Raw genomic sequence first — 20,704 nt, 5'->3', positions numbered from 1 at the left:
TTCTTTTTAGGGACAGGACTTTCGATTTATGATCATCAGCATGATAGCGGCAATGGCAAACAACCGTATAATTGGTAAAGACAATCAGATGCCTTGGCACTTGCCTGCGGATTTCGCATGGTTCAAGCGCTCAACGATGGGTAAACCTGTCGTAATGGGCCGTAAAACCTATGATTCGATTGGACGTCCTTTACCTGGTCGATTAAACATTGTGATCAGCCGTGATGCGAACTTGCAAATTGAAGGAGTGACCACGGTAACTTCTATTGAACAGGCTCTAGAGCTACTCAGTGATGTTGAAGAGGTGATGATCATTGGTGGCGGCTCTATTTATGAGAGCTGCTTACCTAAAGCGGACAAGTTGTATCTGACTTACATCGATTTCGCCGTCGATGGAGATACACAATTTCCTGACTGGGGTGAAGGTTGGAAGCAGAGCTTCAACGAGAGCTATCAAGCTGACGAGAAAAACAAACACAACATGGAGTTTGTGATTCTCGAGCGTTAACTGTGGTTATCAATAGCTAGTCTCTGAAAAATGCTTGCGTTACCCTACCAAGGTAGCGCAAGTTTCTCGTATCTTTATAGCGCTTTCTGAGTGAAAAACTGTTTATCTTCCCAGCGAAGAATTGTCAATTCACCTCCCCAGACGCATCCAGTATCAAGTCCAATTACGTCTTTTCCGTTATAGCCTTCAAGCGCAGCCCAGTGTCCAAAAACAACGGTTTTATCGAGCTTTATGCGTTGCGGAAGGTCAAACCATGGCACTAATGGTTCATCGGTAATCTCATTCGGTGGTAGCTTACATGCCATGTCGAGACGGCCATCTTCAAAACAGAAACGCATTCTTGTCAGGCTATTGATCGCATAGCGATAGCGCTCAATATCATGTAAATCCTGATGCCATAAATCAGGCGCGTTGCTGTACATGTTTTCGATTAGCCATTGCCATTTATCGGACTTTAACAAGGATACGATCTCTCGATTTTCAACACGTGCTCTTTCTAGATTCCACTGCGGTGAGATACCCGCATGGCACATCACGAACTCTGGGTGTTCTTGAAGCAAAGGCTGTTGTCTTAACCATTCGAGTAGCAGTTCACGATCTTCAGCATCAAGAATCGCTTGAGTCTTATCTTTTGGTTTCGCTGGAAATAGTCCTAAGGACACCGCCAGAAGATGTAAGTCGTGGTTGCCTAATACAACCTTAGCTGCGTCACCAAGGTTACGAATAAAGCGTAACGTCTCCAATGATTTAGGGCCTCGAGCAACTAAGTCTCCGGCGACCCATAAAGTATCTTGGTGTTTATCAAAGTTAATTTTTTCAAGTAGTCCTTGAAGTTCGTCGAAGCACCCTTGGATGTCTCCGACAATGTAATTCGACACAATAGTTTCCTGTAGATACGGATGTACGGCTAATTAAGAATATTAGGGATTGCGAGTCTGAATGGGTCAACTTCGGTAATAAAATCAATGCCCTTGTTATCGGTCATCACATAGTGACCTTGCATAACGCCAACAGGGGTTTCGATGACCGTACCACTTGTGTAGGTGTACTCGTCGTTGGCTTCAATCACGGGTTGTTGGCCAACTACACCATCACCCTCAATGGTGAGCTGCTTGCCGTTAGAGTCGGTAATTAACCAGCGGCGAGACATAAGTTGCACCGTTGTTTTACTTAGATTTTTGATGGTAATAATGTAGGCGAAGACATAACGATTCTTCGTTGGCTCAGATTGTTCTTCTATGTACTTAGAGTGAACCTGGCATTTGATACAAGGCGTAGATATATCCATATTCGCACCTTTTGTTGTTGATATACTTAATGTAATTAAAGTATTACATAAAAAAGGCTCCTAACCGAAGTGTAGGAGCCTTTTTTATTTATTTGTCAGCGTTATGACTGTCGTACAACCAGTTTGCCATGTCGACAAACTGCTCGAGCGTTAAGTTCTCAGGACGCATGCTTGGGTTGATACCTAGCTCTTCAAGCACTTCCTTATCGATTAAGCTCTTGTAGCAGTTACGAACTGTTTTACGACGTTGGTTAAAGCCTTCACGACATACGCGATCTAGCCATTTCAGATCTTTTGCCGGATAAGGCAGCACTTCGTATGGCTGTAGGCGCACGACTGCTGAGTCTACTTTCGGTGGCGGAACGAAGGCCGTTGGTGGAACTTCTAACACAGGCGTTACTTTACAGTAGTATTGAGCCATTACAGTAAGACGACCGTAAGCTTTACTGCCAGGGCCAGCAGCTAGACGGTTAACCACTTCTTTTTGAAGCATAAAGTGCATGTCTTGCACGTCTTTATGGAATTCAAAAAGGTGGAACATCAATGGTGTAGAGATGTTATATGGCAAGTTACCAAAGATGCGTAGCTTATTGTTTGGCTTAACCAGTTCTTGGAAATCGAACTTCATCGCATCGCCTTCACGGATCGTTAGCTTGTCCGCAAGATCTGGATGGTTACGAAGACGTTCTGCAAGGTCTCTATCCAATTCGATAACAGTAAATTTATCGACAAGCTTACCCACAGGCTCAGTAATTGCGCCTAGACCAGGACCGATCTCTACCAAGTTTTGACCTGGTAGTGGGTTAATACTCGATACGATGCCATCAATAATGTATGGATCGTTAAGGAAGTTTTGACCAAAACGTTTACGCGCTTTGTGCCCTAAGTGGACATCATTTCTCATTGCTTTTTCTCTACTAATTCAATGGCGTGCGTGAGCGCTGTTCTAAAGCTCCCTGTATCGGCTTGGCCTTTCCCTGCCAAGTCTAAGGCGGTACCGTGGTCGACTGATGTGCGAATAAACGGTAAGCCAAGCGTGATGTTCACTGAGCGACCAAACCCTTTGTATTTCAATACCGGGAGTACTTGGTCGTGATACATACCTAAAACAGCATCTGCATCTTGCAAATATTTTTCATTAAAGATGGTGTCTGCTGGCAATGGGCCAACTAAATTGATGCCATCTTTTTGGCGAATTTTTTCTAGCGTCGGGGTGATAGTTTCAATCTCTTCACGCCCTAAACAACCATCTTCACCAGCATGTGGATTCAAGCCACACACATAGATAGTTGGTTTCTCAATAGCAAATTTTTCAACCAAGTCTTTATTTAGAATAGCAATAATTTGCTCTAATCTGTCTTCGGTCACAGCTTGAGATACATAAGCTAGTGGGATGTGCGTTGTTACTAGCGCAACACGCAGCCCTTCAGTTGCCAACATCATCACCACCAGTGGTGTATTGGACTTCTCTGCAAAGAACTCGGTATGGCCGCTAAAAGCAACGCCAGCTCGGTTAATTACACCCTTGTGAACGGGGCCGGTGACAATAGCATCAAATTCATCATTCATACAGCCAATTGCTGCGGTTTCTAAAGTATTTAATACGTAATGACCATTAGCCTCATTGAGTTGACCTGCAACTGCCGTTTCAGCAAGTGGAACGTGTTTCACTACCAGTGTGCCAGCGCGTTGCGGTTGCTTAGCTGCATTTGCATCGTAGTCCAGAAGATCGACTTCGATACCAAGAATTTTAGCTCGCTCGGATAGCAGTGTTTTATCAGCACAAACCACGAGTTGATGAGGCCAACTTTCTTGAGATAGAGCCAAAGTTAAATCTGGGCCTATCCCTGCTGGTTCACCTGCGGTTATGACAATACGTTTAGTTGTTGTCATCTTGGTCGTCCTCAACCATCTCAACAAAGGCACTTGCTCTTACTTCTTGTAGCCAAGCACCAGCTTCTTCGTTGAATTTACGGTTAAATAGAATTTGGTAAGCTTTGTTTTTCAAAGCTGAATCGGTACGGTCGACTTCGCGACGGTCTAGTACTTCAACAATGTGCCAACCGTGTACGGTTTTGAATGGCGCACTGATTTTGCCTTCTGGTAGCGTTTCTACTTGGTGTTTGAATTCTGGTACATACAAATCTGGTGTTTGGTAGCCTAGCTCACCATCTTGTACTGCAGAACCTGGATCTTGGCTGTATTGCTGTGCAAGGTCGCCAAAGCTCGCTTCACCTGCGTTTACGCGGCGCGTGATCTTTTCAAGTTGTTCTTTCGCGCCATCGTCACTCAAGATTACGGTTGGCTTAATCAAGATATGACGAGCATTCACTTCCGTTACTGCTACGGTTTCTAAGCCTTTCACATCTTCAATTTTTAGAATGTGGAAACCTACACCGCTACGGAAAGGACCGATGATGCTGCCTTTATTTTGCATTTTGATCTGGTCAGCAAAAATGGTTGGCATCTCTTCTTTACGCATCCAACCCCAATCACCACCTTGCAGCGCTTTAGGACCCTTAGAGTAAGTATATGCCATGGTGCTGAAATCTTTGCCTGAGTTCAGTTCTTCAACCAGTTCAGTAGCTTGAGCTTCTAACTCTTCTTTGGTTTGGTCATCATTAAAGCGCAGTTGAATGTGGCCAATTTTATATTGAACGGTCGCGTTAGTCTCTTGCGCTAAGATATCTGCTAGGTTATCAACTTCCGCAGGAAGAATATTGATACGGCGACGAACTAAGGCGTTACGAGCTTCACTTGCTGCAATCTCTTTTCTTACTTGCTCTCGAAATGCATTGTAGCTAAGGCCTTCTTCAGCAACCGATGCGGTAAGTTGTTCTACCGTTTGGTTGTTGTCTTTAGCGATACCTTCAATTGCTTGATCAAGTCGAGCATCATCAATACGAACACCGATACGTTCTGCTTCTTGAGTTTGAATAGTATCGATGATCAGTTTTTCTAGTACTTGCTCATTGAGCACATCTTGCGATGGCAGTGTTTGACCGCTTTTTTTTGCGTTGGCACGCAGTGTCTTCATCGAAGCATCGATGTCGCTTTGTAAGATAACGCCTTCGTTAACGATAACTTTTACGCTGTCTAGCTCAACCGGTGCTGCAAAGCTTGTTGATAAAGTACAGGTCGCTGCAATAGCAATTAATGTGCGTTTCCACAATGTCATGTGTAATCCTTTAAATTTACTGATTTCTTATCAGTAAAGAAAATTAGTTGTTTAAGAAGAATGGGCGACCGTAGCTCAATGAGTTATCAGAACTGCTATCCCCAACAGCGCCTGAATCAGAGCCTAAGTTAGTACCAAAGCCGATAATACCGAAATTCACACCAAAGTTATTTTCATATTCAGGCGTGACATTTGGATCACTAATGTTATTTGTCAGCTGGTTACTATACGTAAATCCGATATACCAACAATCCGATCTATAGTTCAAGCGAGCCAACCATTCTAGATTTTCTTGTGTGGTTAAATCATAGAAATATTGAGCACTGGCATTCCACTTCCGCGAAATCTGGTAAGCACCAAGTAAGCCTGCTTGTGAGATACCATCTCTAGTTATGGATGATACGTCAAAATCTACAGTTTCATTTATGTACTCTTCTGTTACATAGCGGTAGTTGGTTTGTATATAGCCGCCGGCAAAACGGTACTCAATGGTACTGTTAGCAAGTTGCATCGAAGATGAATCAATGTCGTATTGCACACCGCCATGGTAGAAAAGGTAATCATCGTAGTTGAAATCCATTTCAATAGCCCAAGACGAATAATTAGTTTTCTTATTAGAGTCGTCGTTGTCTAAAGTCTGTTTTGTATCTTTATCAAAATAGAAAATTTGACCAAAAGATATGTTTAAGCGCTCTCGGTACTCATCATCAAAAAAGCGAGATGATGCGCCATAGCTAATTTGATTTGCTGACGCAATGCGGTCTACACCACTGTATTTACGGCTTCTAAATAGGCCGTAGTAATCGGTTTGTAACAGCGTAGTATCATAAAGACCAATATCGCTTTGATCCTCTTCAGGAACATACAGGTACTGGACTTGAGGCTCCAAGGTTTGAGTATAGTTACCTACAATCGTGGTATCTCGCTCCAGAACAATACCAGCGTGGCTTCTAAATTCAGGGATAACTCGACTTACCGATTCTTCTAAATCTTTGTACTCGTCACTTGTTGTATCAACGCCATCAAGATCCTGTTGGTAGTATGTACCAAGTAATCGTGCTTCGGTTGTCCAAGTGCCCCAAGTGTTACCTACTGGGATTGTAATACCAGGTTCAACGTGAACACGAGTGGCTGATGGTTTGCCTGATGCGTCGGTATCGAACATTGATATATGACTGATTAAGTCAAAATCTAGGTAATCCATTACCTCTGGAGCATAGTAGTTATACTCGAGTTGTGGCATTAGACGATAAGGCAAGTTATTGCTGGTGGTAAGAACTTGGAAGTCTCGAACAAGTACAGACGCATCCCAATTTTGAGAACGGTATGTTGCTTGCCCTTCTTGAAGCAGTTGTCCATCTTCACGGTTACCGATATTTGAGCTCATGTCCGAAAAGTAGTCAATATCACTGACTTTAGAGTAATCAATTTCGAATAACCAAGATTGTTGGAATATTCCTGAATGTTCTAGTTGGAAACCCCAACGATCGCCTAGATCAGTGTACTTTTGATCGTCTGGTAAATATTCAGACTCGATACTACCGGAACCAAAATCGCTTAAATATCTGAATTTACTGTTGAGTTGAGTGCCACGCTCTTGCATGTACTTGAAGGTAGTTTCCAAATCGTAGTCTGGTGCTAAGTTCCAATAAACAGGAATTTCAGCTTCAAAACCATCGCTTGAACCATACGAAACTGTTGGGTACAAGAAACCGGTTTTACGTGTATCACCCACCGGTACTGTTAAGTAAGGTAAGTAAAAGACGGGAACACTTTGGATTTCAAAACGTGGATTATAAAAAGTGGCTTGTTCTTCGTCTTGGTCGACACTGATGCTCGATGCTCTTAGACGCCAAGCATTATCGCCGATAGGGCAAGAGGTAATGGAGCCATCTTCAATCTCATAAACCGCTTTACCTGTTTTTGCTATATAAACAGCATCTCCGCGACCGGGCTCGCAAAGGAATTCGTAATCGGTGTTCTCAAGCGTCATTTCATCTGTAGTCAGATTATTGGTCGCTCTGTCTGAGATAGATTTGATTTGACCATCACTAAAGTTTACGTTGCCTTCAGCTACAACGATATTTTCTTGTTGGTGCAGGGTTACGTTATCGGCAAGGATGGTCTTGTTCCCTTGCGTAACGACTACGTCACCTGAATATATTGCTTTGTCACCATTGATAGCTTCTAAGCGATCTGACTCAACATGAGCGGGTAGCTGTGTCTCGTTTTCTGCAGCGGGCTCGATCAAGCATTGATCTATAGAGGGCATTTCCTGCACACTACTATCGGTGATTGTTTCAGCTTGAGTTGTCGACACGTATAACGCCGTACTTATAGACGCGGCTAACAAGGTGCGGGAAAAAGATTGCATGAAGTTGAACTATCCTGTGTCACTAGATGAAGGGTTGATCTAGTATCAATCCAATTAATAAAGCATTTTCCTTATGATAAAGGAAATAATAGCATTCAGCATCATCAGACAGCATTACTCAGATAAAATTCATAGATAGAGAACACATAATGCAAATATTTGGCAAAATTTTGGGCGCGTTTTTTGGCTTTTTATTTGGAGGGCCACTCGGTTTAGTTTTTGGTCTGTTTTTAGGACACCAATTCGATAAAGCTCGCGGATTGAACCAATCAGGCTTCAATAGCTCTGGTTTTGGTCGAGGTCCAAGCCAAGCAGAAAGACAGAACGAGTTTTTTAAATCCGCTTTTGCGGTTATGGGGCACGTTGCTAAAGCGAAAGGGCAGGTAACGCCAGAAGAGATTCAACTCGCTTCTACCATGATGGAGCGTATGAACCTGCATGGCGAACAGCGTAAAGCAGCGCAAGATGCATTCCGTGACGGCAAAGAGAGCGACTTCCCTCTGAACGACGTACTTGAGCGAGTTAAAATCTCATCGGGTGGTCGTTTTGATCTTCTGCAGTTCTTTCTAGAGCTTCAGGTATCTGCCGCATTTGCGGATGGAAGTTTGCACCCGAGTGAACGTCAAGTTCTGCATAAAATAGCGCAAGGGCTTGGGTTTTCGGCAGCACAACTAGAACGCCGCTTGCAGATGCAAGAAGCTGCGTTCCGTTTCCAACAGCAAGGTGGAAGCTTTGGGGGGCATCAAGGCCATGGGCAATCATCAGGTTGGCAACAGGCTTCGCAACAGAACCAGCTTGGCGATGCATATAAGGTTCTTGGTGTGAGTGAAAGTGCTGATGGTAAAGAGGTGAAGAAAGCCTACCGTAAATTGATGAATGAGCATCACCCAGATAAACTGATGGCGAAGGGCTTACCGCCTGAGATGATGAATGTTGCGAAAGAAAAATCGCAAGAAATTCAAAATGCTTATGACCTGATAAAGAAGGTCAAAGGTTTTAAGTAATCGAACACCAAACCGAGTAATAACAAAGTTACTCGGTTTTTTATTAAAGGGAATTATATGACGTTAACGTATCAGAATGTTCTAGAGTTTTGGTTCGATGAATTGACGCCTAAAGATTGGTTTACTGGCGGCGCCGAGATTGACGCTTTGATAGCGTCTCGTTTTTCTGAACTGCACAAAGCCGCCATTCAAGGTGAGTTATTTGAATGGCGTCAGACAGCAGAGGGTCGCTTGGCTGAGATTATCGTGCTTGACCAGTTTTCTCGGAATCTTGGTAGAAATAGTCCAGATGCGTTTACTGCAGATCCTATGGCGTTGGTTCTAGCTCAAGAAGCGGTAGCGAGTGGCTTTGATCACCAGCTTAACGAGCAACAGAAAAGCTTCCTGTATATGCCTTATATGCACAGTGAATCTTTGTTAGTCCATGAACAAGCCGTGGAACTCTTTTCTCAAACGGGATTAGAGCATAATCTGGACTTTGAGTTTAAGCACAAGGTTATCATTGAGCGATTTGGTCGCTATCCGCACCGTAATGAGGTGTTAGGGCGAGCTTCGACTCCCGAAGAGATTGAGTTCTTGCAGCAACCGGGCTCAAGCTTTTAATTGTAGAAATACGGTCAAAGAATTGAGAAGAGGCTAGAGGTTAATAAAAACCTCTCGCCTCTTTTTTACTTTAGTGATCAACTTTAGCCTTAGAGCGAGTTTGCTTGGTTGAGCGACCAATCGTATTCATAACTGATGTTTTGAGTATTGGTTACTGCTTCAATTCGATATTGTTCTAAGTGCTGAATAAGCTGTTTCTTCGTACCAAAATCCACAGCAAACCATTCGTAAATCGATGATAGTTGAAGCTTATTGTTTGTAACCATCACGCCTTTGTCACTGCTTACAAACTCAGTTGCAGCTTGCTCTAGCAAGGCTTCAGTATTTTTAGAGGTAAAAGCGTCAGGTTGTAAGTTAGGGCAACCTAGGCTGGCACAGTTCACTGCATAATGCGTGCGAGGGTCTTGCCAAATCGGTCTTAAAATTCGATGTTCGATATCATTGAGTGTCAGTGTCTTTCCATTAACTGCAACTACATCATCTCCCCAAGGTCCAAAACTGAATAGTCCGCCGAGCTTAGTGATAGATTTAATTGGGTATGCATTAAGAATCAAATCAACAGTCACTGCATTGTATAGGTTAACCCAATAGGCATACTGTTCAGCTTTTGGATAGTCGAGAGGGTTAATCTGTTCAAGTCGGCTTATGTACTGCTTCAGTTTGGTTTTGTCTGAAGAACTCACCGTTTGATATCTAACTAAGGCGTGTTGACCTTGTTTTACTAAATAGTTATCGAGGAATTGTTGCCAATCTTGATGAGAAACTTGCTCAGAGTTGGCTTCATTACTTTGATTCCAGTAAGGCCAAAGTTCGGACTTAGGCGCAGACCACGCGAAGGTTGAGAAAAGTAGGCTGATAATAACAAGTAGTTGTTTCATGGCATTCTCCTGATGACTGACTACTAAGACCTTGTGGCTTACTATTTTCTTTCATAGCTCTTCAGTTAAACCACAGAGTTGAGTTAAATGAAGAAGTTGAATCGAATAAAAAAGGTTGGCACTGGGCCAACCTTTAGGTGTTATTGAAAACGCTTACTCTATTTCTAGACTGTGCTATTTCATGGTTCTTTATTTCAGGAAGCTAGGAATCTTTGCTTCAAATTCTGAGATTTTATCGGCGTGCTGAAGTGTAAGGCCTATGTTGTCTAAACCATTCAGTAAGCAGTGACGACGGAACTCATCAATTTCAAACGAGTATTCTTTACCATTAGCACTGACTTTCATCGCTTCTAAATCAACAGTGATTTCAGCGCCTTCATTCGCTTCTACGAATTGGAATAGCTCATCTACCTCTTGCTCAGTCAATCGAACTGGCACCATTTGGTTGTTGATCGAGTTACCATAGAAGATGTCTGCGAAGCTTGGCGCGATCATCACTTGAATACCATAATCGGCAAGCGCCCACGGTGCGTGTTCACGAGATGAACCACAACCGAAGTTTTCACGAGCTAAAAGAATTGAAGCGCCTTGGTAGCGAGCTTCGTTCATTACAAAATCAGGGTTTGGCTGTTGGCCTGCATCGTCTAGGAAGCGCCAATCGTGGAACAAGTGCTTACCAAAACCGATGCGGTTTACTTTCTGTAGAAACTGCTTTGGAATGATCGCATCAGTATCGATGTTGGCCGTATCTAGAGGAACGACTAATCCGGTGTGTTGTTGAAAACCTGACATGTTAAATCCTCTAATTAAAGTTCACGAATATCGACAAAGTGACCAGCGATAGCCGCTGCGGCTGCCATTGCTGGGCTAACTAGGTGCGTACGACCATCACGGCCTTGGCGACCTTCAAAGTTACGGTTTGATGTAGAAGCACAGCGCTCTTGTGGACCTAGACGGTCGTTGTTCATCGCAAGACACATAGAGCAACCCGGTAAACGCCATTCAAAGCCTGCTTCGATGAAGATCTTATCCAGGCCTTCAGCCTCAGCTTGTGCTTTAACTTGCTCTGAACCCGGAACGATAAGCGCTTGAACATGTTTCGCTACTTGACGGCCTTTCGCTACCGCTGCTGCTGCACGCATGTCTTCGATACGAGAGTTAGTACAAGAACCCACGAACACTTTATCTACGTTGTAATCAGATAGAGATTTACCGGCTTCAAGACCCATGTAAGCCAGCGCTTTTTCAGCTGATGCTTTTTCTACAGGGTCTGCGAAGCTTTCTGGTGCAGGGATTGGTGTGTCTACTGAGATAACCTGACCTGGGTTGGTACCCCAAGTGACTTGTGGTTTGATGTCTGCCGCTTCTAATGTAACAACTGCATCGAATTCTGCATCAGCATCGGTTTTTAACGTATCCCAGTATTCGATTGCTGCTTCTAGGTCTTCGCCTTCTGGAGAGAACTTACGACCTTTGATGTACTCGTATGTCGTTGCATCTGGAGCGATTAAGCCTGCTTTAGCGCCAAGCTCGATTGCCATGTTACATACTGTCATACGACCTTCCATCGTAAGGTCGGTAATTGCCTCACCACAGAATTCAACTACGTAGCCAGTACCGCCAGCAGCCGTTGTTTTACCGATGATCGCTAGCACGATGTCTTTTGCAGTGATGCCAGGAGTAACCTTGCCTTTTACTTCGATCTTCATGGTTTTAGCGCGAGCTTGTTTTAGCGTTTGCGTAGCTAGAACGTGCTCCACTTCTGAAGTGCCGATACCGAATGCTAGTGAACCAAATGCACCGTGTGTAGCCGTGTGCGAGTCACCACATACGATGGTCATGCCCGGCAGAGTAATACCTAGCTCAGGGCCCATTACGTGCACAATACCTTGGTATTTGTGGTTTAGGTCGTAAAGCGTGACACCAAACTCTTCACAGTTCTTCGATAGCGTTTCCATTTGGATACGAGCCATCTCACCAGAAGCGTTGATGTCTTTAGTTTGTGTCGATACGTTGTGATCCATGGTCGCGAAAGTCTTGCCAACTTGGCGAACTTTGCGGCCTTTCTCACGCAAGCCATCAAATGCTTGAGGTGACGTTACTTCGTGAACTAAGTGACGATCGATATAAAGAATTGGTGTTTCGCCCTTCGCTGCAACCGCAACGTGAGCGTCATAAACTTTTTCGTATAAGGTTTTTGCGTGCTGGTTTGTCGACATAGCTTTTCTTCCTTGGGAGCATCAGTCCCAGTGTTTGTTTCTAGCCAAGTCATGCGGTTTACGCTGACTTGGCTTGATATTATTCTTATGTACTTGCTTCTAATCGGAGCCTTTAGCTTATGAAGCTAAGATGTACTCAGCGATCTTGTCACCCATTTCAGAGGTAGTCAGCGCTTGGTTTTTGCCAGCAAGGTCTGCCGTTAGCTCGCCTGCAGAAAGTGCTTTAGAAACCGCTGCTTCGATGTCTTGTGCTGCCGCTTCTTCGCCTAGGCTGTAACGAAGCATTAGGGCTGCAGAAAGGATTTGCGCGACTGGGTTTGCGATGTTCTTACCTGCGATATCTGGTGCGCTGCCACCTGCTGGTTCGTATAGGCCGAAGTTGCTTTCATTTAAACTTGCAGAAGGAAGCATACCCATAGAGCCAGTGATCATTGCGCACTCATCAGAGATGATGTCACCAAAGATGTTTGAACATAGCATTACGTCAAACTGAGATGGGTCTTTGATTAGCTGCATGGTCGCGTTGTCGATGTACATGTGGTTTAGCGTGACATCTGGGTAATCTTTTGCGATTTCTTCAACCACTTCACGCCATAAGATAGAGCTCTGCAGAACGTTTGCTTTATCGATTGAGTAAACGTTTTTGTTACGTAGACGTGCAGATTCAAACGCAATCTTGGCAATACGTTCGATCTCGTAACGGTGGTAAACCTCGGTATCAAAAGCTTTCTCAGTTGCGCCTTCGCCTTCACGACCTTTAGGTTGGCCGAAGTAGATGCCGCCTGTTAGCTCACGAACTACAACGATGTCGAAGCCGTTACCTGAAATGTCAGCACGCAAAGGCGAGAAAGACTCTAGACCTTTGTGGATTTGTGCAGGACGTAGGTTACAGAACAGTTGGAAGTGTTTACGGAGAGGAAGTAGGGCACCACGCTCTGGTTGATCGTTTGGTGGAAGGTGTTCCCACTTAGGGCCGCCAACCGAGCCAAATAGTACTGCGTCAGATTCTTCACAGCCTGTTACTGTCGCTTCTGGAAGTGGACAGCCGTGGTTATCAATTGCGATACCACCAACATCATACTCTTCACGAGAAAAGCTAATCGCATGCTTCTTTTCAATCGCGTCTAGCACTTTGTGTGCTTGCTGCATTACTTCTGGGCCAATGCCATCACCAGGTAGTACGGCAATCTTGTATGATTTATCAGTCATGTTAATCCTTTAATTCTTGTTACTGAGCTCTTTCGCTCGTTTTAAATTTTGTCCCTAAAGCCAATAACATCGGCTCTAGGGCTCTGTTATTGGGTGTTTAAACTGTTGCGATTCTTTGCTGTTTCATTTCAGCAATGGTGTCTGCGCGTTGAATGCTATTAATAACGTGCAGTAGCGCCTGACCAGAGGCCTCAACGATATCCGTTGAAACGCCCGTACCGTGGTACTTACGGCCTTTATAGTTAGCAATAATATCAGCTTGGCCTAAGCCATCTTCGCCTTCACCTTTCGCGGTAAGGTCGAATTTATCCAATGCAATTTCGTAACCCGTTAAGCGGTAGATACATTGGTATAAAGCATCAACAGGTCCGTTACCGACAGCCGCTTCACATTTCTCTTCATCACCACATTGCAGCTTGATGCTAGTGGTAGACATAACACTACCAGATTGTACGCTTAGGTAGTTAAGTTTATAGAAGTCATCTTCGTCACGTAGATTTGCGAAGTGCATTAGTGCTTCTAGGTCGTAATCGAATACTTGGCCTTTACGGTCAGCCAGTTTCAAAAAGTCTTCGTACAATGAATCTAGGTTGTACTCATTGTCTTTGTAGCCCATTGCGTCCATGTGGCTCTTAACGGCTGCACGACCACTGCGGCTTGTTAGGTTCAATGCTTTGTTTTTCAAGCCAATAGACTCAGGTGTCATGATCTCGTAAGTGTTCTTGTTCTTAAGCATGCCATCTTGGTGGATACCTGAAGAGTGGCTGAACGCGTTAGCACCAACGATTGCTTTGTTGTCTTGAATTGGCATATGGCAAAGCTGGCTAACCAATTTACTGGTACGGTGAATCTCTTGATGATTCAAACCAGTATGAACACCTAGTAACTCTTGGCGAGTTTTGATGATCATTGCGATTTCTTCTAAAGAACAGTTGCCCGCACGCTCACCGATACCGTTAATAGTACCTTCAACTTGACGAGCACCGGCTTGTACCGCAGCAATTGAGTTAGCAACCGACATACCCAAGTCATCGTGACAGTGAACAGAGATGATTGCTTGGTCGATGTTTGGAACGCGATCAAATAGCGTTTTGATAATGCCACCAAACTCGTTAGGTACTGTGTAGCCCACTGTGTCTGGAATGTTGATGGTTTTCGCGCCCGCGTTGATTGCCGCTTCAACCATACGACATAGGTTGTCGATAGGTGTACGACCGGCATCTTCACAAGAGAACTCAACATCGTCTGTGTAGTTGCGCGCATGCTTTACCGCTTTTACTGCCATATCGACAACATCGTCGTAGCTACGGCGTAATTTATCTTGCACGTGAACCGTTGATGTAGATATGAAGGTGTGAATACGGAACTGCTCAGCGACTTTTAACGCTTCTGCAGCGGCATCGATATCCTTCGCTACAGCACGAGAAAGTGCACAGATTCGGCTGTCTTTAATATTTTTTGCGATGGTTTGTACTGACTCAAAGTCGCCTGGTGATGACACCGGAAAGCCCGCTTCAATAACATCTACACCCAGTCGTTCAAGTGCATAAGCGATCTGTAATTTCTCTTTTACCGTTAAGCTTGCAGCCAACGCTTGCTCGCCATCACGTAAGGTCGTGTCAAAAATTATCACTTGATCGTTCATGGGTGCTTCCTTATATCGATAATGAATCGATTGCTATCCAAATTATTATTAAGAATGATGTTCTTTTAAAAGTGCCAGTTACAAAAAAACCCGCTCAGCGCGGGTTTTAATATTTGTGTAGTTCTTGACCCACAACTTACCCGCGCGATTGGTTCACGATAAGGAGAAGTTTCAGCAGTCGAGAAGAAGAAAAAATCATTACACAAATATCCGTAAATAAACTGTTAACACCATATTTACCGCAATTTATTCTGAGCGTCAAACAAGAAAATCCAATATCAGCGTGCTTTGGCGGTGTTTTTTTTTGGTTTGTGCTGCTTGCGTGTTGTTTGCTGGTGTTATCAGCTGATTGAGTGTTTTGTACTGGGTGGTTAGTTTATCGTTTGGCTGATGTGTAGGTTAAAACTTTGTAGTAAATCTTTTTGATGGAACGATTCACCAATAAAATTAAAAGGGTGGCTAAATTAATTAATCATTTGATTAAATAGTGAGTAATTAATCTTCTACAACCATGTCGATTTATCCCTATAATTAATCGTGTGATTAATTATAGGGATAGGTCTCAGTGATGGCAGCGCGTAAAGCAGGGCGACCTCAACAGAATCTAGATGTACGGCAGTTACTCATTGAGCACGCTCGAGATCTGTTCGTGGTTCAACCGTACGACAAGGTATCGACTCGCTTAGTTGCTGAGCGAGCGGGTGTGAATATTGCGATGATTCGCTATTACTTTGGCAGTAAAGCCGGATTGTTTGAGGCGATGCTGCGTGAAACATTACGCCCTATGCAATTACAAATGCAGAGACTCGTTGATGAAAGCAGTCATGAGAACTTTCTTGATTTAATGCGGACTTACTACAAAGAGATGGTCAAAGTGCCGAAGTTTCCTCGCTTGATAGCCCAAGTGATGAATATGCCTCCCTCTGAAGTGCAAAGAGAGTTGCTCGAAAAGGTTTTCCTCGATGTTGCAAAGCCAGCCCAAGATGTCATTTTTGAAAAGTTGGTTGAACAAGGCATCTTAAAACAGAACATGGATCCAAAATTGTGCCGTATTTCGTATGTAAGCTTGATGGTGTTTCCTTTCATCGCTCCGCCGCCTTTATTGGCAATTCATGGGATTGAGATTAATGAAGAATTTCTTAATCGTTTAATCGAACACAACATTCAATTGATGACTGAAGGCTTTATTAACGCACCGAGCCCTTCTTCCGTGCAGGACCAAAGATAATGAAAATAAATAAAAAACTACTCTTCTTTCCAGCACTTGCGGTTGGTGTTATTGGCCTTGTCGCCGCGATTAACTTGAAGCCGGATCTTCCAACCAAACCTGGGGGTGATAGGGCTCGCTTAGTTGATACTGTGAGCCTAGAACAACAACTGATAGCGCCGTTAGCGGTCGGCTTTGGCAAAGTAGTGCCTAAAGTTGAATGGAAAGCGATTGCTGAGGTGACAGGACAGATCGTGTATCGACATCCAGATCTTGAAAAAGGCCAGGTGATCCCTGCAGGAACGGTCGTGCTCAAGGTTGATCCATTGGATTACGAATTGAAACTGATACAAGCAGAGGCGGATCTAAAATCAAGCCAAACCTCATTAGCGAAATTGAATCAAGAAGAAGACAACCTTAATCAGACTCTTAAGATCGAAAAGAATCGTTTGGTGATCAGCAATAAAGAGCTACAACGTAAACAGGATCTGCGTAAGAAAGGGCTCACCTCTCAATCGGATGTCGACCTGCAACAACAAAGCGCATTGTCTCAGCAGAAGTTGGTATTAGATATCGCGAACCAAATCGCGTTGATGCCAGATGAAAAGCGTGTTGCGGAAGCGGTGATTAAGGTCAACGTGTCTAAGGTAAAAGAGGCGCAGCGCTCTCTCGATAAGACCACGATCACTTTACCAAGAGCGATGCGAATTGCTCAGGTTGATATCGAACAAAATCAAGTAGTTAACCTTCAGCAGGAGATGTTTATTGCTCACGGGATTAATGTCATGGAAGTGGAGGCGCAACTTTCTATTCACGATATGCAAACTTTAGCCTCCAGCTTTAACCAGTTCCCTCGTGATGCTGCAGGAATCCCTAATCCTTATGAAGCGCCAATCAAAGCAAGCATTCAACTTAACAGTGGCAACCTTAACCTCAGTTGGCCTGCGAAGGTGGCAAGAATCAGTGAAACGGTTGATGAAAACCAAGCGACGGCGGGGATTATTCTCGAGATCGCTCAAGATTACTCACAATTGCAACCAGACAGCGCAACGCCTTTGGTTAACGGTATGTTTGTCAAAGCTGAGATTGAGGGTGTCGCGAATCTAAGTTGGGTGGTTCCAGAGCGAGCACTGCATGGTGATAAGGTTTACCTGATGGATGACAATCAGCGTTTGCAAGTGGTCAATGTTGAAGTGCTTTATCGTAGAGACAATCAAGTGGTTGTAAGTGGAGAGCTACAAACTGGAGATAAACTGGTTCTCAATGATGTCCTGCCAGCAATCGAAGGCATGTTACTGAGAGAGTCGAACTCTGAAGAGGCCGAGCTTGAGTCAGATACTCAGGAGAGTGCGTCATGATCAAATTTTTCTCTCGGCACCCAACAGCAGCAAACTTGTTGATGCTTGGGTTGTTGATCTTGGGTCTAAGCTCACTATCAACCATCAAACGTGAAACCTTCCCCGCTTACGATCCGCCTTACATTATGGCTGCGATTGTCTATCCCGGCGCCTCTCCACAAGAAGTGGAAGAGAGCTTGTGTGTACGAATGGAAGATGCAGTAGACGGCTTAGCCAACATTGAAGAGACTCAATGTGAAGCGATCGAAGGCAGCGCCCGTTTAATTCTCAAGTTAAATGAAAAAGCGGACATCGGCCGAATGCTGGTGGACGTGCAAACCCAGATCAACTCGATCAATGACTTCCCAACTGAGATTGAATCGCCTGTTGTTCAAGAGCTAGATTGGAATGAACCAGTTGTCGATATCGCTATAACAGCCGAAACGTCGTGGCCAGAACTTAAGGCCTACGCGGAAGATCTTAAGCGCACCATGAAGCTTGATTACGATGTCTCTTTGGTCGAGGTTAGCGGCTTCTCGGATCATCAATATCGAGTGGAACTGGATACCCAAGCTATTCGTCAGTTGGGTTTGAGTGTCGGTGATATCGCGGATCAAATTGGTCGACAGAATGTAAAACTGCCGAGTGGTAACGTTGAAACACCAGACAAAAACTTTCTGATTCGTTTCGACGAGAGACGAGTTACGCCTGTTGAGCTGGAAAGCATCGTGGTTGGATCTGCGCCTAATGGCTCGGTGATTCGTTTGAGAGACATAGCCAAAATAACCGACCGCTTTGAGCTTGATGAGCAAAAGGTGCTATTTGATGGCAAGCCTTCAGCGCTGCTTAAGATCAGTAAGAACAAAGAAGACGATGCGCTGCGAATCAAAGAGAACGTAACACGATTCGTTGAAGATCAAAGCGCGATTGCTCCTGATGGCGTGACATTGCAAATGACCAATGATCTCTCGTCTGTGCTTTGGGATCGTTTAACCATGATGGTACGCAACGGCTGGCAAGGTATTGTGCTGGTGTTCGCAACTATGTGGCTGTTCTTCAGCTTACGTTATTCATTTTGGGTGGCGGCAGGGTTGCCAGTTGCCTTCCTTGGTGGCTTGTTCTTAATGGCCAACCTTGGTTTGTCGATTAACATTATGTCGCTGGTCGGGTTGTTGATGGCAATCGGTATTATGATGGATGACGCCATTGTGATCGCCGAATCGATAGCCTCCCATTTAGATCGGGGGCAAAACGTTGACGATGCGGTGTACAACGGTGTTAAGAAGGTGCTTCCCGGAGTGTTGTCTTCTTTCCTAACCACGGTGTGTATTTTCGGTAGTTTACTGTTTCTTGATGGTGAGATGGGCGCGGTGCTTAAGGCCGTTCCTCAAGTCTTGATTTTGGTGCTGTCGTTGAGCTTGATTGAAGCCTTCTTGATTCTACCTAATCACCTATCTCATTCATTACATAAAGAAAAGAATGACAAGCCAGCGCTGCGTTTTAAGGTTGTGTTACTTGAGAAATTCGAGAACTTTCGTAATACCACTTTGATGAACATGGTTGAGAAAGTCGTGACCTTCCGTTATGCCTTTATGGGCGGAGTGATTACGCTGTTGTTACTTTCGGTCGCCTTGATTGCTGGTGGTGTTGTCAAATTCCAACCGTTCCCTGAGTTGGATGGCGATATTGCCGAGGCGCGTATCATTCTTCCGCCGGGGGCGTCACTGTCTCAAACCGAGATAGTGGTCGATAAGATTGTTGCATCAGCCGAGCGTTTAAATGCGCAGTGGAGCGAAGAGGTCGAAGAAGGCAACACCTTGGTTGAGCACATTACTAGCCAATTTAATGCCAACGCAGATGCCAACGAATCTGGTCCGCACTTAGCTACCGTGCGCTTAGACTTACGCGGAGCAGAGAGTCGTAACACGGTTATTGATGACTTTATTGATGCATGGCGAGAAGACATCGGTGACTTGGCTGATCCTATCTCGTTAGTTTTCAAGCAACCGACTATGGGGCCGGGCGGCCGTGCGATTGAGATTCGTGCTAAGCATGATGACCTGAGCGCATTGAAATCGGCTTCTTTGGATATTCAGGAATACCTTAATCAGTTTGATGGCGTGCACGGCGTGCTGGATGACATGCGTATGGGTAAAGAAGAGATTTTGGTGAAGCTGCGTCCGGGCGCTGAGACCTACAATGTGAATGGACAGATGATCGCTTCCCAATTACGTGCGGCTTTCTTTGGTCAGACAGCGGATGAGATTCAAATCGGTGTTGAGAATATCTCGATTGAAGTTCGTCTTGATAAAGAACAAGCGGGTGATTTACAGCAGCTGGCTAACTTCCCAATCATCACTGCAGACGGCAGTCAGATTCCATTAGCAACATTGGCAACGTTAGATTTTCAGCGTAACTATGTGCGAATCCAACGTATCGATGGGTTGAGAACCATCAGTATCTTTGGTGATATTGATAATAAGAAAGCGAGTTCATCCGCGATTTTGGCTCAGTTCCAAAAAGATGAAGCCGCCAAACTTATTCAGAAGTACCCGGGTTTACGCTTTGATTTCGAAGGGGAGGCCAAGGATGCAGCCAAGACTGGCGCTTCGATGGGCAAAGGATTCTTGCTCGGCTTATTCGGCGTGTTTGCGATTCTTAGCTATCAGTTCAGAAGCTATTTAGAGCCTGTGGTCGTGATGTTAGCGATTCCACTCGCTTTTATTGGGGTGGTCGTTGGTCACTGGATACTTGGCCATTCTTTGAGTATGCCAAGCATGATGGGCTTTGTGTCGCTTGCCGGGATTGTGGTTAATGATTCCATCTTGTTGGTGCAGTACATTCGTCACCATGTCGATGAGGGAGATAGCGTGCATGACTCGGTGGTAAAAGCCAGTCGCGAGCGTTTCCGAGCGGTATTCTTGACCTCAATGACGACTGCGGCAGGTTTGCTACCGCTGTTGACGGAAACCAGCTTACAGGCTCAGGTTATCCAGCCACTGGTTATTTCGATCGTATTCGGCATATTTGCCTCGACCTTATTAGTATTGTTTATGATCCCAGCGGCCTACGCGATATTGGCGGATTTCGGTTTGGTGAAAAAGCACGAGCCATTAGCCCTATAGCCTTTAGCGCTATTATCATTTGCGAGTACTACTATTATTAGCGAACGCTATAACCATTAACACGATAGAAGTAGCGTTTGCTTGCTTATATAAAGAATTGAAAACATAGAAGAATAAAGCGGCCTTGGG

The 20,704-nt window shown here is 44.5% G+C and carries 17 protein-coding genes; 6 read left to right on the top strand and 11 right to left on the bottom strand.

What is annotated here, in order from left to right; genetic code table 11:
- The first annotated feature begins 28 nt into the window (after nucleotides 1–28).
- The gene (gene folA / locus AB4133_RS15570) at nucleotides 29–508 is read left to right on the top strand and encodes a type 3 dihydrofolate reductase (RefSeq protein ID WP_017061379.1); all 480 of its coding nucleotides are present in this window, start codon (nucleotides 29–31) and stop codon (nucleotides 506–508) included.
- 74 nt (nucleotides 509–582) lie between these two features.
- On the opposite strand, the gene AB4133_RS15565 is transcribed toward folA, so the two are convergent.
- The 6 genes from AB4133_RS15565 to lptD form a co-directional block, all read right to left on the bottom strand.
- Nucleotides 583–1,386 carry a symmetrical bis(5'-nucleosyl)-tetraphosphatase gene (locus AB4133_RS15565; protein ID WP_017061380.1) on the bottom strand — a complete coding sequence of 268 codons (804 nt, stop codon included), beginning with the start codon at nucleotides 1,384–1,386 and terminating at the stop codon, nucleotides 583–585.
- A 29-nt stretch (nucleotides 1,387–1,415) separates the two neighbouring features.
- The gene (gene apaG, locus AB4133_RS15560) at nucleotides 1,416–1,796 is read right to left on the bottom strand and encodes a Co2+/Mg2+ efflux protein ApaG (RefSeq protein ID WP_004735899.1); all 381 of its coding nucleotides are present in this window, start codon (nucleotides 1,794–1,796) and stop codon (nucleotides 1,416–1,418) included.
- Nucleotides 1,797–1,884: 88 nt separating this feature from the next.
- A complete protein-coding gene (gene rsmA, locus AB4133_RS15555) occupies nucleotides 1,885–2,700 on the bottom strand; it encodes a 16S rRNA (adenine(1518)-N(6)/adenine(1519)-N(6))-dimethyltransferase RsmA (RefSeq protein WP_017062942.1) in 816 nt (271 codons plus the stop codon).
- Nucleotides 2,697–3,689: a 4-hydroxythreonine-4-phosphate dehydrogenase PdxA gene (gene pdxA / locus AB4133_RS15550; RefSeq protein WP_017062941.1), complete on the bottom strand. Its 993-nt coding sequence runs from the start codon at nucleotides 3,687–3,689 to the stop codon at nucleotides 2,697–2,699. Before pdxA ends, rsmA begins: the two co-directional genes overlap by 4 nt.
- Complete coding sequence (gene surA, locus AB4133_RS15545) at nucleotides 3,676–4,974, bottom strand: peptidylprolyl isomerase SurA (RefSeq protein WP_136979300.1); 1,299 nt, start codon at nucleotides 4,972–4,974, stop codon at nucleotides 3,676–3,678. The genes pdxA and surA overlap by 14 nt, the downstream gene beginning before the upstream one ends.
- A gap of 43 nt (nucleotides 4,975–5,017) precedes the next feature.
- On the bottom strand, nucleotides 5,018–7,348 hold the full coding sequence (gene lptD / locus AB4133_RS15540; RefSeq protein ID WP_372224987.1) for an LPS assembly protein LptD: 2,331 nt from the start codon (nucleotides 7,346–7,348) through the stop codon (nucleotides 5,018–5,020).
- A 149-nt stretch (nucleotides 7,349–7,497) separates the two neighbouring features.
- Here lptD and djlA point away from each other — a divergent pair, with 149 nt between their 5' ends.
- The gene (djlA, locus tag AB4133_RS15535) at nucleotides 7,498–8,352 is read left to right on the top strand and encodes a co-chaperone DjlA (protein ID WP_017061385.1); all 855 of its coding nucleotides are present in this window, start codon (nucleotides 7,498–7,500) and stop codon (nucleotides 8,350–8,352) included.
- Between the two features lie 57 nt (nucleotides 8,353–8,409).
- Nucleotides 8,410–8,955 (top strand): DUF924 family protein, encoded by a 546-nt coding sequence (locus AB4133_RS15530; RefSeq protein WP_372224985.1) that lies wholly within the window; start codon nucleotides 8,410–8,412, stop codon nucleotides 8,953–8,955.
- Between the two features lie 89 nt (nucleotides 8,956–9,044).
- Here the strand turns inward: AB4133_RS15530 and AB4133_RS15525 are convergent, their stop codons facing one another.
- The 5 genes from AB4133_RS15525 to leuA all read right to left on the bottom strand — a co-directional run bounded on the left by AB4133_RS15525 (nucleotide 9,045) and on the right by leuA (nucleotide 14,906).
- Complete coding sequence (locus AB4133_RS15525) at nucleotides 9,045–9,833, bottom strand: DUF547 domain-containing protein (protein ID WP_372224983.1); 789 nt, start codon at nucleotides 9,831–9,833, stop codon at nucleotides 9,045–9,047.
- A gap of 189 nt (nucleotides 9,834–10,022) precedes the next feature.
- Nucleotides 10,023–10,625 (bottom strand): 3-isopropylmalate dehydratase small subunit, encoded by a 603-nt coding sequence (gene leuD, locus AB4133_RS15520; protein WP_017062937.1) that lies wholly within the window; start codon nucleotides 10,623–10,625, stop codon nucleotides 10,023–10,025.
- A 14-nt stretch (nucleotides 10,626–10,639) separates the two neighbouring features.
- On the bottom strand, nucleotides 10,640–12,052 hold the full coding sequence (leuC, locus tag AB4133_RS15515; protein ID WP_017062936.1) for a 3-isopropylmalate dehydratase large subunit: 1,413 nt from the start codon (nucleotides 12,050–12,052) through the stop codon (nucleotides 10,640–10,642).
- Between the two features lie 117 nt (nucleotides 12,053–12,169).
- Nucleotides 12,170–13,261 carry a 3-isopropylmalate dehydrogenase gene (gene leuB / locus AB4133_RS15510; RefSeq protein ID WP_017061390.1) on the bottom strand — a complete coding sequence of 364 codons (1,092 nt, stop codon included), beginning with the start codon at nucleotides 13,259–13,261 and terminating at the stop codon, nucleotides 12,170–12,172.
- 97 nt (nucleotides 13,262–13,358) lie between these two features.
- A complete protein-coding gene (gene leuA / locus AB4133_RS15505; RefSeq protein ID WP_372123319.1) occupies nucleotides 13,359–14,906 on the bottom strand; it encodes a 2-isopropylmalate synthase in 1,548 nt (515 codons plus the stop codon).
- A gap of 568 nt (nucleotides 14,907–15,474) precedes the next feature.
- On the opposite strand from leuA, the gene AB4133_RS15500 reads away from it, so the two are divergent.
- The 3 genes from AB4133_RS15500 to AB4133_RS15490 are packed head-to-tail and all read left to right on the top strand — an operon-like array spanning nucleotide 15,475 to nucleotide 20,575.
- The gene (locus AB4133_RS15500; RefSeq protein WP_017062933.1) at nucleotides 15,475–16,134 is read left to right on the top strand and encodes a TetR/AcrR family transcriptional regulator; all 660 of its coding nucleotides are present in this window, start codon (nucleotides 15,475–15,477) and stop codon (nucleotides 16,132–16,134) included.
- Nucleotides 16,134–17,471: an efflux RND transporter periplasmic adaptor subunit gene (locus AB4133_RS15495; protein ID WP_372224980.1), complete on the top strand. Its 1,338-nt coding sequence runs from the start codon at nucleotides 16,134–16,136 to the stop codon at nucleotides 17,469–17,471. The genes AB4133_RS15500 and AB4133_RS15495 overlap by 1 nt, the downstream gene beginning before the upstream one ends.
- The gene (locus tag AB4133_RS15490; protein WP_372224979.1) at nucleotides 17,468–20,575 is read left to right on the top strand and encodes an efflux RND transporter permease subunit; all 3,108 of its coding nucleotides are present in this window, start codon (nucleotides 17,468–17,470) and stop codon (nucleotides 20,573–20,575) included. The genes AB4133_RS15495 and AB4133_RS15490 overlap by 4 nt, the downstream gene beginning before the upstream one ends.
- Nucleotides 20,576–20,704 lie beyond the last annotated feature (129 nt).

This window comes from Vibrio sp. 10N.286.52.F8 (genome assembly GCF_041468745.1).
In the GTDB taxonomy this organism is placed as follows: Bacteria; Pseudomonadota; Gammaproteobacteria; order Enterobacterales; family Vibrionaceae; genus Vibrio; species Vibrio crassostreae_C.
This window is presented reverse-complemented; position numbering and strand designations above follow the sequence as displayed.